The organism is Synechococcus sp. PROS-U-1, assembly GCF_014279755.1.
In the GTDB taxonomy this organism is placed as follows: Bacteria; Cyanobacteriota; Cyanobacteriia; order PCC-6307; family Cyanobiaceae; genus Parasynechococcus.
Genome location: NZ_CP047951.1, coordinates 2490280 through 2504671, shown reverse-complemented (window position 1 = coordinate 2504671; position 14392 = coordinate 2490280). Strand labels below are relative to the sequence as shown.

Below are 14392 nucleotides of genomic sequence, written 5' to 3'. Positions count from 1 at the left end.
GGTCCCCGTTCCATGGCCTGAGGCGAACTGCGCTTCGCGTGGCGCGAAGTGAACGATCGGTAGCTGTTGCTACAGAACTATTCAAGCGCTTGCCTCCCCTGAGGCGATGTTCGGGTCGATACTTGTACAGAAAAGTTTTTGGTTTTGTTTATTTTTGTCCGTAGGAATTAGTAGGCCTTGTTGATACCAATCACTGAATCATGCAGCAGTCCTGCAGTTGATCGAGTGCAGCATTGAAAAAGTGTCGACCTTGCTCCTGCAGCTCGTCTCCTAGCCAGCGCCACTCCCGCATCAGGCGTTCGGGCCCTTCAGGCCCAAGGGCACTCATCACATAGGTGTGGTCGTTGGCGATCCAGCGTTGCAGTGCATCTCCGTTGATCTCGAGATGGCATTGCAGGCCAATGGCGTGATCGCCGATTCGAAACACCTGTTCCGCACAGTGCAGCGAGGAACCCAGCAGGGTTGCATCGGCTGGCAGGTGGATGCGATCGCCATGCCAATGCAGCGCCAAGCTGCCGCTCGGTTGTCCCTGCAGTAGGGCCTCATGGGTCGGATCAGCGACCCAGTGGATTGCGCCCAGTCCCAGTTCCTTGAGCTGCTGCGGTGGTGCTCCAACCTGCAGGGGTTTGACGCAGCCACCTGCAGCAACAGCCAAGAGCTGAGCCCCCAGGCAGATGCCCAGTACAGGTCGGCTCTGCCGGTGCCAAGCCATCAGCCAGTTCAGCTCGGTTTGGAGCCAGTGCAGGTCTGGTTGATGCCGTTCGTTCACGCCCATTGGTCCCCCCAGCACCAGCGCGATGCTGTTCGGGCATTCGCTTGGGTTCGGCAGGCAGTCGCTACGGTCCGGCCGCAGGGTCTGGAGGTCCATTCCCCGTTCCCGCGCCAGTTGTCCCACCAGTTCGGGCCCTTCGTGGTCAACGTGCTGGATCACCAGCAGCGTGGTGCTCAAAGCAGCAGGTAGCGCTGGGCGAGGGGCAGCACGTCGGCGGGCTCGCAGGTGAGCAGTTCACCGTCGGCGAACACCTCATAGGTCTGCGGGTCCACGCTCATCTTCGGCAGGGCGGAGTTGAGTTTGAGAGCGCTTTTGCCCACGCTGCGGGTGTCCTTCACGGCCATGCAGGTGCGTTCCAGACCCAGCTGGCGTTGAATATCAGCATCCATTGCTGCTTCGCTCACGAAGGTGAGGCAGCTGGGAGCCAAGGCTTTGCCAAAGGCGCCGAACATGGGCCTGCCGTGCACGGGGCCGGGGGTGGGAATGGAGGCGTTGGCATCGCCCATCTGGGCCCACACGATCGAACCGCCCTTGATCACCAGTTCAGGGCGAATGCCAAAGAAGCCCGGCTTCCACAGCACGAGATCGGCGAGCTTGCCGGTTTCGATCGAGCCCACCTCGCTGCTGATGCCATGGGCGAGAGCGGGGTTGATCGTCACCTTGGCGATATAGCGCTTGAGGCGGTGGTTGTCGTTGCGGCTGGAGTCTTCCGGGAGCGCACCGCGCTGCACCTTCATCTTGTGGGCGGTCTGGAAGGTGCGTGTGATCACTTCGCCCACGCGCCCCATGGCCTGGGAGTCGCTGGCGATGATCGAGAAGGCGCCGAGGTCGTGAAGGATGTCTTCGGCCGCGATCGTCTCTCGTCGGATGCGGGATTCGGCGAACGCCACGTCTTCCGGGATCTTCGGATCGAGGTGGTGGCACACCATCAGCATGTCGAGGTGCTCCTCGAGCGTGTTGCGGGTGTAGGGCCGGGTGGGGTTGGTGCTGCTTGGCAGCACATTCGCTTCGCCGCAGATCTTGATGATGTCCGGTGCATGGCCGCCGCCGGCACCTTCGGTGTGGAAGGTGTGAATGGTGCGTCCCTTGATGGCGGCGATCGTGTCTTCCACGAAGCCGGCTTCATTCAAGGTGTCGGTGTGGATGCACACCTGCACATCCATCCGGTCGGCCACCGACAGGCAGGCATCGATCGTTGCGGGTGTGGTGCCCCAGTCTTCATGCAGCTTCAAGCCGCAGGCGCCGGCGCGCACCTGTTCTTCCAAAGCTTCAGGGGTGCTGGCGTTGCCCTTGCCGAAGAAGCCCAGATTCACCGGCAGGCCTTCAGCGGCCTGGAGCATTCGCCCGATGTGGAAGGCGCCAGGGGTGCAGGTGGTGGCGTTGGTGCCGGTGGCTGGTCCGGTGCCGCCTCCCATCAGGGTGGTGACGCCACTGGCCAGAGCTGTTTCGATCTGCTGGGGGCAGATGAAGTGGATGTGGGTGTCGATGCCACCGGCCGTGAGGATGTGACCTTCCCCAGCGATCGCTTCGGTGCCGGGGCCCACCACGATGGTCACCCCTTCCTGGGTGTCGGGGTTGCCGGCTTTGCCGATGCCCACGATCCGACCGTCTTTCAGTCCGACATCGGCTTTGACGATGCCCCACCAATCCAGGATCAGAGCATTGGTGATCACCGTGTCGACGGCGCCCTCGGCTCGAGGGGTCTGGGACTGGCCCATGCCATCGCGAATCACCTTGCCGCCGCCGAACTTCACCTCGTCGCCGTACACGGTGAAATCCTTCTCGACTTCGAGGATCAGCTCGGTGTCGGCCAGGCGAACCCGGTCGCCGGTGGTGGGTCCGTAGGTCTCGGCGTAGGCCTGGCGGGAGATGCGGTAGGGCATGGGTCAGGCGTCGAGGGGTCCGTTGATCTGGCCGTTGAAGCCGATGACGCGTCGCGCACCGGCGAAGGGAATCAGGTTCACGTCGCGGCTGTCGCCGGGTTCAAAGCGGATGGCCGTGCCGGCGGGGATGTCGAGCCGTTGACCGCGGGCTGCGGCCCGGTCGAACTGCAGGGCGGCGTTGGCTTCGGCGAAATGGAAATGGGAGCCCACTTGCACAGGGCGATCCCCACTGTTGGAGACGCTCACCGTGGTGACGGGTCGGCCTGCATTCAGTTCGAGTTCACCCGGTTCGGGAAGCAGTTCGCCTGGAATGAGAGGTGCCATGGGTTCTGTCTCAGCGAATCGGGTCATGCAGGGTGACGAGCTTGGTGCCATCGGGGAAGACGGCCTCGATCTGCACCTCATGGACGAGCTCGGGTACGCCCTCCATCACCTGGTCGCGCTGCAGCCAGGTGGTGCCCTCCTGCATCAGCTCCGCCACGCTCTTGCCGTCACGGGCGCCTTCCAACACCAGAAAACTGAGCCAGGCCACCGCTTCGGGGTGGTTGAGCTTGAGGCCGCGGTTCAAGCGCCGCTCGGCAAGCAGTGCCGCGGTCACGATCAGGAGTTTGTCCTTTTCCTGGGGACTGAGATGCATGGCGAAGCTCGGTCTTCTTCAGTGTGTCTCTGCTGCAGCCTCGAAAGCGTTCACGGTGGACGTTTGTCGGCGCAGAGGCTGCTCCTGCAGGGGCCAGACCCTGGGGATGCGAGGTGTTGTCAGGCCCCGGAGCCTTCGTGTGCGCTCCCAGATTCGGCTGAACCAGAAGCGGGCATCGCGGCTGGAAGTGCCGGAATAGCGCGCGATTAATCCCTGATCGAGGGTGCCGCAGCGCATCGTGCCCGTCAGTCCCTCTCGGTCGGCCCTTGCTCCTTCCAGCAGTTTTTCTGTTGTTTTGGCGCCCATGGCCATCGGCGCGGCCCAGACCAGCGTGCCGAACACAGGGGCGCCTCCTAACCCGTGCGGGCTGTCCAGGCTGGCGCCGCCCAGTTCCACGCGATCCGCCAGCTCCCAGGTTGAGCTGCTGGCCGCGACGCGCTGAATGGTGAGGTGCGACCGCCAGCGTCCCTGCTGGAGGGTTTCGCCGGCGGCGGTTCGACCCAAGCGCACGATTTCTGCGCTGAGAAAGGAGGCGTCCTCGGGCAGGGTCACCGTCAGCTCCTGCTCGAACAAGGCATCGGCGTATAGCACCAGTTCCTGCGGCAGCCATTCGAGATCACTGCCGTTGGCCAGCGAGCAGCGCACCTGTTGATGGGCAAAGCAACCCTCGGGTTGCAGGCGGCTGCGGCCGATCGACCCGTAAACCTTCTGCGCCGCCACGCTGGTGATCAGGCCGCGGCTGCTGGCTTCAAGCTTGATGTCGAGGCTGAGTTGATCGCCGCCCACCAGGCCTCCAGCGGTGTGCAGCACCGGCAGCTCGCAGCGTCCGTCATCACCGCGTTCGCTGCGAAGCAGCTTGAACGGAGCCGTGCAGCCCCCCTGGTGTCGGGTGCTGCCGTTGGTGGCATGAAACTGCAGGTCGCAGCGGCCGTGCCAAGGATCAAGACGTTGCATGGCCTCACGCTCCGCCGCCGCCGGTTTCGACTCTGTAGCAATGAACACCAAAGTGCAGCTGTTCTGTCGGCACGCTTTCGTTGTGGATCTGGACAGGAGGCGCTGGTGACGGATGCGGTGGTCGTGCTGGAGCAGCGCCTGCAGAACAGCAGTGCCACGGCAACCCTGCACTTGCCTTTGACAGCCGAAGAGCGCACGGTGCTGCGCGGTCGTCGGACCACCTCCTGCGGTCGTCCGGTGCTGCTTCAGTTGCCCCGTGTGGGATCTCTGCAACCTGGTGATCTGCTGGGGGATCAGTCCGGTTTGACCGTTGTGGAGGTGACGGCAGCCCCGGAAGCGCTGTTGCGGGTGCAGGGGTCGCATCCCCTGGAGCTGTTGCAGGCGGCATATCACCTGGGCAATCGCCATGTCGCTCTTGAGCTGCATGAGCAGGAGCTGTTGCTTCCAGACGATTCCGTGCTGGCCACGATGCTGGAAGGGCGCGGTTTGACGGTCAGTCGCTGCCTACAGCCGTTTGCTCCCGAAGGTGGTGCCTATGGGGGGCATCAGCACGGATGACATCCCTGGCGTTGTTGCAATTGGTCAGCCCGGCGTTGCCCGTTGGTGCCTTCAGCTACTCAGAGGGTCTGGAGGTGCTGATCCAGGCTGGCTCCATCGCTGATGAGCAGGCCGTTCAGGCTTGGTTGGAGGCTGAGCTGCAGTGGGGCGCGGTGCGACTGGAGGCCGCTGCCTTGAGGCCCCTTGCAGAGGCGTTGGTGGGGTGGTCAACCCAGGCGGATGGCGCGGCCAAAGCGCGCCTTCTCGATCTGGATGCCTGGTTGTTGGCCACCCGTGAAGCGGCAGAGCTTCGTGCGCAACAGCGTCAGATGGGGATGTCGCTGCTGCAGTTGATGTCTGACATGGGACAGGACCTGCCTGAACCCGTTCCCTTGAGCTGGCCAGCGGCCTGGGCCTGGGCCGCTGTGGGCTTGTCGGTTCCAGCTAACGACATGGTGGAGGGGTACCTCTACGGCTGGGTCGCCAATCAGCTCAGTGCAGCGGTACGGCTGCTGCCGTTAGGTCCGTCCCGAGCGCAGGTTCTTCAACGGCGTCTGCTGCCGATGATTGCGTCGCAAGCGCTGTTGCTCCAGGCGGCCGATCCGCAGCAGCTCTGGAGCAGTGGCGTTGGTGCGGGCATGGCGCAGCTTGCCCATGCTGAGCTGTATTCACGCCTATTTCGAAGCTGATGAGCAGCAAACTGCGCCTGGGGGTGGCGGGTCCTGTGGGATCCGGCAAGACCGCACTGGTGGAGGCGCTCTGTCGCCGCTTGCGCGACGACCTGCAGCTCGCGGTGGTCACCAATGACATTTACACCCAGGAGGATGCCCAGTTCCTCACCCGTGCCGGTGCCCTGGATCCAGAGCGGATCCGTGGGGTGGAGACCGGTGGTTGCCCTCACACGGCGATCCGCGAAGACTGCTCGATCAACAGAGCCGCTGTGGCAGAGCTGGAGGCGCAATTTCCTGATCTTGATCTTGTTCTTGTTGAGAGTGGCGGCGACAACCTGGCGGCGAGCTTCAGCCCTGAGTTGGTGGATCTCTGCATTTATGTGATCGACGTTGCGGCTGGCGACAAGATCCCCCGCAAGGGAGGGCCAGGCATCACGCGCTCGGATTTGCTGGTGATCAACAAGATTGATCTGGCTCCTCAGGTCGGTGCCGACCTTGCGGTGATGGAACAGGACACCCGGCGGATGCGCGGAGATAGGCCGTGGTGTTTCACCAACCTCCATAACGGTCAGGGATTGGAGAAGGTGGTGGACTTCTTGTTGCAACAGCTACCGAACTAATTGCCAAAAACCTTGGAATCGGCAAATAGTGCGATTGGATACATTTCTCTGGTTGTTGCCCTCAATACCTTCTGAGAACGCCCCTAGGCGGTCTTTGTTTCTTCGCGTGTCTTTCGGGAAATGATTAGTTCACTTTCAAAGCGAGTCCTTGCTGGCTTTGCTGCAACAGCTGTTGGCGTCACCATGACGGCCTGCGGTGGCGGCGGTGATTCTTCCGGTGGCGATTTCGACGGCGAAATCAAGGTGGGCATCCTCCACTCCCTGAGTGGAACCATGGCGATCTCCGAAACCACCCTCAAAGAGGTTGAGGAGATGGCAATCAAGGAGATCAATGACGCAGGCGGCGTCAAAATCGACGACAAGTCTTACAAGATCACCTACGTCTCTGAAGACGGTGCTTCTGATTGGCCCACTTTCGCTGAGAAATCTCAGAAGCTGATCGACGCCGACAAGGTTGCCGTGGTGTTCGGTGGCTGGACCTCAGCCAGCCGTAAGGCCATGCTTCCCGTCTACGAAGCCAAGGACCACTTCCTTTTCTACCCCATCCAGTACGAGGGTCAGGAGTGTTCCAAGAACATCTTCTACACCGGTGCTGTTCCCAACCAGCAGGCTGAGCCTGCTGTTGATTGGTTGTTCGATACCTTTGCTGACAAGTACGGCAAAAAGGTTTATCTCGTCGGATCTGACTACGTCTATCCGCGTACCGCAAATACCATCATCAAAGAGCAGGTCAAGAGCCTGGGTGGTGAAACGGTTGGAGAGGACTACATCCCCCTGGGTAACACTGAAGTTGCTCCGATCATCGCCAAGATCAAGAAGGAGTTCCCTGATGGCGGCATCATCATCAACACCCTGAACGGTGACTCCAACGTTGCTCTGTTCAAGCAGTTCAAGGCAGCTGGCATCACTCCGGACAAGTATCCGATCATGTCCTTCTCCATCGCGGAAGAAGAGATTCGCCAGATCGGCCCTGACTACGTCGGCGGCACCTATGCGGCTTGGAACTATTTCATGTCGCTTGGAACAGAAGCTTCCAACACCTTCAATGAAGCTTTCATTGAGATGTATGGCGACGATCGGGTGACCAACGACCCGATGGAATCCGCTTACAACATGGTCTACCTCTGGAAGGCTGCTGTTGAGAAGGCTGGTACCTATGAGGATCTGGATGCCGTTCGCGATGCCATGATCGGCATCAAGATGGATGCACCTCAAGGTCCCATCGAGATGTATCCCAACCACCACATCTCTCAGACCGTTCGCATCGGTGAAGCCAAGGATGATGGCCAGTTTGAAATCCTCTGGGATAGCAAAACTCCCGTTGCTCCGATCACCTGGAACCAGTACGTTCCTGAGACCAAGGGCTTTGCATGCGACTGGACTCTGGATCGTCCGGATGCTGGTAAGTTCAAGATGTGATTCTTGATTCAGAAATCTAATCCTGGGTGGGTCAGACTTAGTTTGATCCACCTTTTTTATTATCCGATGAAATCATGGAGCTAGTTTTTTCGCAGATTCTTGATGGCTTAAGTATCGGTTCGGTGCTTCTGCTCGCGGCGACTGGCTTGGCAATCGTCTTTGGATTGATGGGTGTGATTAATCTCGCCCATGGTGAATTCATGATGCTTGGTGCCTATGTCACCTTTGTGGTTCAAAACATGTTTCGCCCACTTGGGGGAACTGTTTTTGAGCTGTATTACCTCGTTGCGCTTGTCGCCTCTTTTGTTGTGACCGCTCTGGTGGGTGTTCTGCTGGAACGCACATTGATTCGGCGGTTGTATGGGAGGCCTCTTGAAACACTCCTAGCCACCTGGGGTGTCAGCCTGATTCTGATTCAGTTTGTCCGCAGCGTTTCCCTCGCCATGATGCTGGGAATTGGTGTGACGGCATTGCTGGGCTGGTTGGCCAAACGATTTATGCCTGTTTCTTTGAAAGAAGCATCCTATTCAAGTTATCTGGGTGGGGCTCTCTGGGGTGTTGCTGGTGTGCTTGGCATCCTTTCGATCAATATTTTCGCTTCGTTTGGTCGCTTCTTTTCAAACCCCTGGTTTGGACCACGCAACATTGACGTCACTGCTCCAAAATGGTTGCAAGGAAGTTGGGGCTCCATTGCTGGGATCGAATTGCCAGGAATCAGGATCTTCATCATTGTCTTGTCGGCACTTTTGCTCGCAGCTGTTGCTTGGTTCCTAACCAAAAGTGTCTGGGGTGTCCGAATTCGCTCGGTAACTCAGAACCGTGAAATGAGTAACTGTCTTGGAATACCTACCGATAGTGTTGACAGCATCACCTTTGGCATTGGATCTGGTCTTGCTGGGGTAGCTGGCTGTGCCATCACCTTGCTTGGCTCTGTTGGACCAAACCTTGGGGCCTCCTACATCGTCTCCTGCTTCATGGTGATTGTTCTTGGAGGTGTCGGGAACCTTGTTGGAACAGTGATTGCTTCGATGATGCTCGGCATCATTCAATCGATTATTGGCTCTGGTTCGTTGTTGATTGCATTCCCAGATATGCCATCTGGTTTGAGGGCTGTGACCGAGTTTTTCGCAACGACGAGTATGTCGTTGGTGCTTGTTTTTATTTTTATTATTGCCTTCCTTCAGTTCAAGCCAACAGGCATGTTCCCTCAAAAGGGACGCTCAGTTGATGCTTAATGACTTTGCATTATTTCAATGAAACTTTTTAAGCGCCTGATCCCCTGGATCCTCCTGGCTTTTGCCTTTTTTATCTTGCCTGCCATGGCAGATAGCGAGTTGTTTGGCTTTTCTCAGTTTCGACTGAACCTGTTTGGTCGTTACTTTTCACTCGCGTTTGTTGCTCTCGGAATTGACCTCATTTGGGGTTATACAGGCTTGCTGAGTCTGGGCCAGGGAATCTTCTTCTCCCTCGGGGGGTATGCCATTGCGATGCACCTGTTGCTGGTCACCAAAAATGACTTCACAACAGGAGCCAACGGATTGCCTAAGTTTTTCGAGAACTATGGTGTCGATCAGTTGCCCTTTTTCTGGGAACCATTCTGGTCGTTCCCTGTTTCCATCTTTGCCATTTTCATCGTTCCTTCCGTTGTGGCGGGATTGGTTGGTTATCTGATCTTCAGGAACCGAATCAAGGGTGTGTATTTTTCGATCATCACTCAGGCGTCCTTGATGGTTTTCTACCATTTCTTCAATGGTCAGCAAAAACTTGTCAATGGAACCAATGGTTTGAAGACCAGTACGACGGAAATCTTCGGGTTGGTTGCTGGTTCAGATGATGCACAGGTTTTGTTTTACCGCATCACTCTGATACTCCTTCCTTTTGCCTATTTACTCTGCAAATATCTGACCTCTGGTCGTTTTGGTGATTCTCTGATCGCGATTCGTGATGATGAGCCGCGTTTGCGTTTCTCAGGATTCAATCCAACTCCCTTCAAGGTGATTGTCTTTGTTGTGGCTGGTGCTTTAGCGGGTATTTCTGGTGCCCTTTACACCGTCCAGTCGGGCATTGTCTCTCCTCAATTTATGTCGATTTCGATGTCGATTGAGATGGTGATTTGGGTCGCTGTTGGTGGTCGCGGCACGCTGGTGGGTCCGATTATCGGTGCTGTTGTTGTCAACTACCTGAGGAGTTTGGTCAGTGAAGCACTCCCGGAGGCTTGGCTGTTTGTGCAAGGTGCACTCTTTATCTTTGTTGTTGTCCTGATGCCTGACGGAATCTATGGATGGTTTACCAAAGGTGGCTTCCGTACCATGCTCGCTGCTTTCGGTCTTGCCAAGAAATCTCCGACTTATCCAAAGATCGACCTTGACGAATCTGCTCAAAGTGAGTCTGCATCTGCCTAAATGTTTTCACTCTGATTTCTTGAAGGTTCTCCATGTCTCAAACTATTCTTGATCTAGACGACGTCAGCGTCAGTTTTGACGGCTTTTATGCTCTCACTGACCTTTCTTTTTCGCTGCGTCCGGGTGAGCTGCGCTCGATTATCGGCCCTAACGGAGCCGGAAAAACCACATTCCTGGATGTGATTACCGGAAAAGTCCGTCCCACCAAAGGGGATGTGATGTTGCGCGGTCGCAGCATTGTTGGCCTCTCCGAGCAAAAGATCTCTCGTCTGGGTGTTGGTCGTAAGTTCCAAACACCTCGCGTCTTTGAGAATCTGACGGTTCAGCGCAACCTCGAACTGACCGCGTCACCCAAAAAGAATCCGTTGTCGTTGTTGACGGAATCATTGAATGACACCGTCAAGGACGAAGTCTTCAAAATCATGGAGTATGTGGGCTTGGCTCCTTACGCCAAGTGGCAGGCGGGTTCGTTGTCCCATGGTCAGAAGCAGTGGCTCGCCATCTCGATGTTGGTGGCTCAGTCTCCAGACATCATTCTCCTGGATGAGCCTGTTGCCGGTTTGACGGATGAGGAAACCTCCAAAACTGCCGATTTGATCAAATCTCTTGCTGGTGAGCACACCGTTGTGGTGATCGAGCACGATATGGAGTTCATTCGCGACCTGGGAGCCCCTGTCACCGTGCTTCATCAAGGCCGGAAATTGACGGAGGGAACCATGGATGAGGTGAAGACTGATCCCCGTGTGATTGAGGTTTATCTCGGTGAATCTGATGATCACTAAATCTTCTTTGAACTAGATGTCATGCCGACTGCAATCCTTGAATCATCTACCATGCATCCAACTTCTTCTGACTTGATTCTCAAGTCATCAGGTGTCAATGTTTACTACGGTGAAAGTCACATCCTTAGGGATGTCGATCTGCAAATTCCCAAGGGAGAAATGGTTTGCCTGATCGGTCGCAATGGTGTGGGTAAAACCACATTTCTGAAAACATTGATTGGTCTGCTTCAGCAGAAAAGTGGCTCGATTGAATACGAGTCAAACCAGCTTTTGAAGCAACCTCCGTATCGCCGTGCTCGTCATGGCATTGGTTATGTGTCCCAGGGCCGCGACATTATTCCTCGCCTAACAGTTCGTGAGAACCTGATGCTTGGTATGGAGGCTCTACCTGGCGGAATGGGCAAAAATCGCCATATCGATCCCTTCATCTACGAACTCTTCCCAATTCTTGAAGAGTTTCTGAATCGGCGTGGTGGCGACTTGAGTGGTGGTCAACAACAGCAGTTGGCTATCGCTCGTGCATTGCTCGGTAAGCCTAAGCTACTTTTGCTGGATGAACCAACCGAGGGTATTCAGCCATCAATCATCCTTGACATTGAGCGTGCTGTTCAGCGCATCATCAAAGAGACCGGTATCAGCGTCTTGCTTGTTGAACAACATTTGCATTTTGTTCGTCAATCGAACTTCTACTACGCCATGCAGCGCGGTGGAATTGTGTCCAGTGGCCCAACGTCCTCCTTGTCTGACACTGTCATCCAAGAGTTCTTGACGGTTTAACTCCTCATCAAAAAGCCCCCGCAGCTATCTGTTGCGGGGGCTTTGTCGTGGGTTGGTTACTTAAATCAGCAACCGCGATTCAGCATCCAAGGCCGGGTGGTGCTTTCCTGAAGCCTTGGTTTGGTGGAAGTTTCCCGCACTTTTTTAGTAACGAGTTCAGGTTCCCTCCGTTCAGTTTTCAAGCGCAACCCACCGGTAAGCATCATTGGTGGATTGAATAATCGCTTCCCGTGACTTCCACATTCCGGACATTCCGTGCTGGTGTCGCGATCTGAGATTGACCTCCACACTTCATAGGTTGGGCATTGGTTGGTCGAGCAGGCGAATTCGTAAACGGGCATTGTTTCGAGGAAATCAAAAAGAAGGAGTCAAACACGCGATTGACTCCTTCGCTGTTGCGTGGGGAGGGTTGTCCCTCAGCAAGGAAGAATGTCCTTGTCGAAGATCGACGTCGGCAAGGCCAGGGTGCAACAGGCATTGGGGATGTCGACAATGCCGCTGATCCTGCCTTCGACAGGTGCACAACTCAAGAGCAAGTAAGCCTGTTCGCCGGTGTAACCGAATTTTTTCAGGTACTCAATGGCATTCAGGCAAGCGCGACGGTAAGCAATATGCACATCCATGTAGTACTGCTTGCCTTCGAATTCATCAACAGAAATTCCCTCGAAGACGAGGTAATCACTGTAATGAGGCTCAACGGGACTGGTCTTGAACATGGGATTGACCATTCCATATTTGGCCATGCCACCTTTGATTAGATCGACATGCAGGTCGAGATAGCCCGACATTTCGATGGCACCACAGAAGGAGATTTCACCATCACCTTGTGAGAAGTGGATGTCACCCATGGAAAGTTTCGCCCCTTCTACGTACACGGGGAAATAGATCCGTGTGCCTTTGGTGAGGTTTTTGATGTCGCAGTTGCCGCCATGTTCTCTGGGTGGAACGGTGCGTGCTGCTTCATTGGCGATGCGATCGAAATCACCCGCCCCCACATTGCCGAGGATGGCACTGTTGGGGTTGGGTAGAGCAGCCAGCACAGGTTCACTGCCGGAGAGTCCAGCGCCGTAGGTCCGGCGATCCGGGGCGGTGTTGACCAGTTCCGTTTCCCTACGGTTCCACTCGTTGAGCAGTTCCATGGAAGGAGCGCAGCCGATCAAGCCAGGGTGCGTGATGCCTGCGAAGCGCACACCAGGAATGTGTCGTGACGAGGTGTATACACCTTCAAGATCCCAGATGGCTTTTGCTGCTTTGGGGAAATGATCGGTGAGGAAGCCACCGCCATTCTCTTTAGCGAAAATTCCTGTGAAACCCCATTCATCCCCTTGTAGGGCTCCCACCTCGAGGATGTCCACGACAAGGATGTCACCGGGTTGGGCACCGTTCACCCAGATCGGCCCACTCAGAACGTGAACAACTTCCAAGTTGACGTCGGCAATATCTTGCGGGTCGTCGTTGTCCTTGATCTGTCCATCGGTCCAGTCTTTGCATTCAATGCGGAAGACGTCGCCTGGATTGACTGAGGCAACAGCAGGAATGTCGGGGTGCCACCTGTTGTGACCAGGCATCTCCTGCTGGTCCATGGGCTTGGTGAGATCCACCTTGAACAGGGTCTCGGGCATGAAAAGGCACTATCAACCAACAACATTCAAATCAGCAGAAAAAAGCTGAGATGTTGTGGCTGATACTTATTTTCCTGAATGGTTTTTCGGTTTGAATATATTGGTATTAGATGACACTAAAACTTGATCGTGCTTTTGATAAGGCCCGGAGTTGGCGTTGGACAGCTCCGGGCGCAAGCCTGCCTATACCGAGACTGACTCAGCTGGTTTGGCAGTTGTTGTTCCGTTCTTCGGCATCGGTCCCAGCTTCACTCCTTCGGGGTAGTACTTCCACCCGTCACGAATCCTGATGCTGCTGTCCCAAGGGAGTTTGTATTCGCCTTTAGCCAGGTCTTCAACCCAGGTGAGGTAATTTTCTTTTTCTCCTCCCGGCTTGCCCACATAGGCACGACATCCCAGATTGAAGATGTTATTTTCGAGGGCCCAATTTTCTCTTGCCTTATCAACCAGGCGTGGGAATAGTTCTGCTGTAACGATTTCCCATGGGTTGCGATGGCCTTGCTGGATAACGTTTCCGTCGTAGTTGCAGACTGTTCCTTCGCCGAAGTAGTAGAACACACCGTCGTAACCAGCAAGGTTCACCGAAATGGTGTACATCAGGTTTTGCCAAGCATTGGTTCGGTTCGTCCAAATCCATTGATCATTCACTTGCGTGGAATAACCCGAGATGCGGATGTAGACATTCGCACCCTTATAAGCAGCTTCCCTTGCAAGTTCTGGGAACATGCCGTCATGGCAGATGCAGACTGCAAGCTTGGAACCTTTAGGGCCATCACAGACAGGCATGCCGTAGTTGCCTGGAGACCAGGGTTCGATGGGGACCCAGGGTTGCAGTTTGCGGTAGTGAAGTGCTATCTCGCCATCTGAATTAATGATGATGGCTGTATTGAAGGGTGGTTTGCTTGGGTCATCGTTGACCTCCATTAAGGAAAATACACCCCAAACATCGTTATCTTTGCAGGCTTGTTTGAAGCGGCCGATTTCTGGTGAGTCGATGGTCAGTAGCATCTCGTCGTAGGTCCAGATCGCTGTGTTGAGACCCTGAGTCGAGTACTCCGGCATCACGATCAAGTCTGCCTCTGGATAGCCGGCCTTGGTTGAAGCAACTGCTTTACAGATCTGATCAACCTGGGTCTGAATGTCTTCCGGTCCTTTGATCACAGGGACCGGATACTGAATCATTGCGACGAGCAGGGATTCGTCCCAGGAGCTGACGCTGCCGGTGCTTGCCATAAAGGAGGAATGGGAATCATTCTCATTGTGTCTTCGGGGTTTTTGGGGAGCTGTATCTCTTGCTGCATCTTTCAGCCTTTTGG

16 protein-coding genes are annotated in these 14392 nt (G+C 55.8%); 8 read left to right on the top strand and 8 right to left on the bottom strand.

Translation table 11 applies throughout. The annotated features are described in order from the left end of the window. Positions 1–190: 190 nt before the first annotated feature. Genes SynPROSU1_RS13460 through SynPROSU1_RS13440 form a run of 5 tightly spaced genes read right to left on the bottom strand, consistent with a single transcriptional unit; the run spans position 191 to position 4246 of the window. Positions 191–949: a type 1 glutamine amidotransferase gene (locus SynPROSU1_RS13460; RefSeq protein ID WP_186570937.1), complete on the bottom strand. Its 759-nt coding sequence runs from the start codon at positions 947–949 to the stop codon at positions 191–193. Further along, entirely contained in the window at positions 946–2655 is a 1710-nt protein-coding gene (gene ureC, locus SynPROSU1_RS13455) for an urease subunit alpha (RefSeq protein ID WP_186570936.1), read from the bottom strand. The genes SynPROSU1_RS13460 and ureC overlap by 4 nt, the downstream gene beginning before the upstream one ends. Positions 2656–2658: 3 nt before the next feature. Next, positions 2659–2979, bottom strand: a complete 321-nt coding sequence (locus SynPROSU1_RS13450; RefSeq protein WP_186498340.1) for an urease subunit beta — start codon at positions 2977–2979, stop codon at positions 2659–2661. Between the two features lie 10 nt (positions 2980–2989). After that, complete coding sequence (locus tag SynPROSU1_RS13445; RefSeq protein WP_186570935.1) at positions 2990–3292, bottom strand: urease subunit gamma; 303 nt, start codon at positions 3290–3292, stop codon at positions 2990–2992. Between the two features lie 18 nt (positions 3293–3310). Next, a complete protein-coding gene (locus SynPROSU1_RS13440; RefSeq protein WP_186570934.1) occupies positions 3311–4246 on the bottom strand; it encodes an urease accessory protein UreD in 936 nt (311 codons plus the stop codon). Positions 4247–4351: 105 nt separating this feature from the next. Here SynPROSU1_RS13440 and ureE point away from each other — a divergent pair, with 105 nt between their 5' ends. From ureE to urtE, 8 genes are all read left to right on the top strand, one after another. Continuing rightward, on the top strand, positions 4352–4804 hold the full coding sequence (ureE, locus tag SynPROSU1_RS13435) for an urease accessory protein UreE (protein WP_186572417.1): 453 nt from the start codon (positions 4352–4354) through the stop codon (positions 4802–4804). Then, on the top strand, positions 4801–5472 hold the full coding sequence (locus SynPROSU1_RS13430) for an urease accessory protein UreF (RefSeq protein ID WP_186570933.1): 672 nt from the start codon (positions 4801–4803) through the stop codon (positions 5470–5472). Before ureE ends, SynPROSU1_RS13430 begins: the two co-directional genes overlap by 4 nt. After that, positions 5472–6074 carry an urease accessory protein UreG gene (gene ureG, locus SynPROSU1_RS13425; protein WP_186570932.1) on the top strand — a complete coding sequence of 201 codons (603 nt, stop codon included), beginning with the start codon at positions 5472–5474 and terminating at the stop codon, positions 6072–6074. The genes SynPROSU1_RS13430 and ureG overlap by 1 nt, the downstream gene beginning before the upstream one ends. A 120-nt stretch (positions 6075–6194) precedes the next feature. Next, complete coding sequence (gene urtA, locus SynPROSU1_RS13420) at positions 6195–7493, top strand: urea ABC transporter substrate-binding protein (protein WP_186570931.1); 1299 nt, start codon at positions 6195–6197, stop codon at positions 7491–7493. Between the two features lie 74 nt (positions 7494–7567). After that, positions 7568–8728, top strand: coding sequence for a branched-chain amino acid ABC transporter permease (locus tag SynPROSU1_RS13415; protein ID WP_186570930.1), 1161 nt, complete (start codon positions 7568–7570; stop codon positions 8726–8728). Positions 8729–8746: 18 nt separating this feature from the next. Next, complete coding sequence (gene urtC, locus SynPROSU1_RS13410; protein WP_186570929.1) at positions 8747–9895, top strand: urea ABC transporter permease subunit UrtC; 1149 nt, start codon at positions 8747–8749, stop codon at positions 9893–9895. A 32-nt stretch (positions 9896–9927) separates the two neighbouring features. Continuing rightward, on the top strand, positions 9928–10677 hold the full coding sequence (gene urtD / locus SynPROSU1_RS13405) for an urea ABC transporter ATP-binding protein UrtD (RefSeq protein ID WP_186570928.1): 750 nt from the start codon (positions 9928–9930) through the stop codon (positions 10675–10677). Positions 10678–10698: 21 nt separating this feature from the next. Further along, the gene (gene urtE / locus SynPROSU1_RS13400) at positions 10699–11454 is read left to right on the top strand and encodes an urea ABC transporter ATP-binding subunit UrtE (protein WP_370586232.1); all 756 of its coding nucleotides are present in this window, start codon (positions 10699–10701) and stop codon (positions 11452–11454) included. Positions 11455–11519: 65 nt separating this feature from the next. Here the strand turns inward: urtE and SynPROSU1_RS13395 are convergent, their stop codons facing one another. From SynPROSU1_RS13395 to SynPROSU1_RS13385, 3 genes are all read right to left on the bottom strand, one after another. Continuing rightward, complete coding sequence (locus tag SynPROSU1_RS13395) at positions 11520–11795, bottom strand: FmdB family zinc ribbon protein (RefSeq protein WP_186570927.1); 276 nt, start codon at positions 11793–11795, stop codon at positions 11520–11522. 75 nt (positions 11796–11870) lie between these two features. After that, complete coding sequence (fmdA, locus tag SynPROSU1_RS13390; RefSeq protein WP_186570926.1) at positions 11871–13076, bottom strand: formamidase; 1206 nt, start codon at positions 13074–13076, stop codon at positions 11871–11873. A gap of 183 nt (positions 13077–13259) precedes the next feature. Next, on the bottom strand, positions 13260–14309 hold the full coding sequence (locus tag SynPROSU1_RS13385; RefSeq protein ID WP_186570925.1) for a formamidase: 1050 nt from the start codon (positions 14307–14309) through the stop codon (positions 13260–13262). Positions 14310–14392: the final 83 nt, after the last annotated feature.

What these genes read in the sequence shown, in the direction of transcription:
- ureC (WP_186570936.1), bottom strand. Translation starts at nt 2,655, where the DNA reads ATGCCCTACCGCATCTCCCGCCAGGCCTACGCCGAGACCTACGGACCC.
- SynPROSU1_RS13450 (WP_186498340.1), bottom strand. Translation starts at nt 2,979, where the DNA reads ATGGCACCTCTCATTCCAGGCGAACTGCTTCCCGAACCGGGTGAACTC.
- SynPROSU1_RS13445 (WP_186570935.1), bottom strand. Translation starts at nt 3,292, where the DNA reads ATGCATCTCAGTCCCCAGGAAAAGGACAAACTCCTGATCGTGACCGCG.
- SynPROSU1_RS13440 (WP_186570934.1), bottom strand. Translation starts at nt 4,246, where the DNA reads ATGCAACGTCTTGATCCTTGGCACGGCCGCTGCGACCTGCAGTTTCAT.
- SynPROSU1_RS13430 (WP_186570933.1), top strand. Translation starts at nt 4,801, where the DNA reads ATGACATCCCTGGCGTTGTTGCAATTGGTCAGCCCGGCGTTGCCCGTT.
- ureG (WP_186570932.1), top strand. Translation starts at nt 5,472, where the DNA reads ATGAGCAGCAAACTGCGCCTGGGGGTGGCGGGTCCTGTGGGATCCGGC.
- urtA (WP_186570931.1), top strand. Translation starts at nt 6,195, where the DNA reads ATGATTAGTTCACTTTCAAAGCGAGTCCTTGCTGGCTTTGCTGCAACA.
- SynPROSU1_RS13415 (WP_186570930.1), top strand. Translation starts at nt 7,568, where the DNA reads ATGGAGCTAGTTTTTTCGCAGATTCTTGATGGCTTAAGTATCGGTTCG.
- urtC (WP_186570929.1), top strand. Translation starts at nt 8,747, where the DNA reads ATGAAACTTTTTAAGCGCCTGATCCCCTGGATCCTCCTGGCTTTTGCC.
- urtD (WP_186570928.1), top strand. Translation starts at nt 9,928, where the DNA reads ATGTCTCAAACTATTCTTGATCTAGACGACGTCAGCGTCAGTTTTGAC.
- urtE (WP_370586232.1), top strand. Translation starts at nt 10,699, where the DNA reads ATGCCGACTGCAATCCTTGAATCATCTACCATGCATCCAACTTCTTCT.
- SynPROSU1_RS13395 (WP_186570927.1), bottom strand. Translation starts at nt 11,795, where the DNA reads ATGCCCGTTTACGAATTCGCCTGCTCGACCAACCAATGCCCAACCTAT.
- fmdA (WP_186570926.1), bottom strand. Translation starts at nt 13,076, where the DNA reads ATGCCCGAGACCCTGTTCAAGGTGGATCTCACCAAGCCCATGGACCAG.
- SynPROSU1_RS13385 (WP_186570925.1), bottom strand. Translation starts at nt 14,309, where the DNA reads ATGGCAAGCACCGGCAGCGTCAGCTCCTGGGACGAATCCCTGCTCGTC.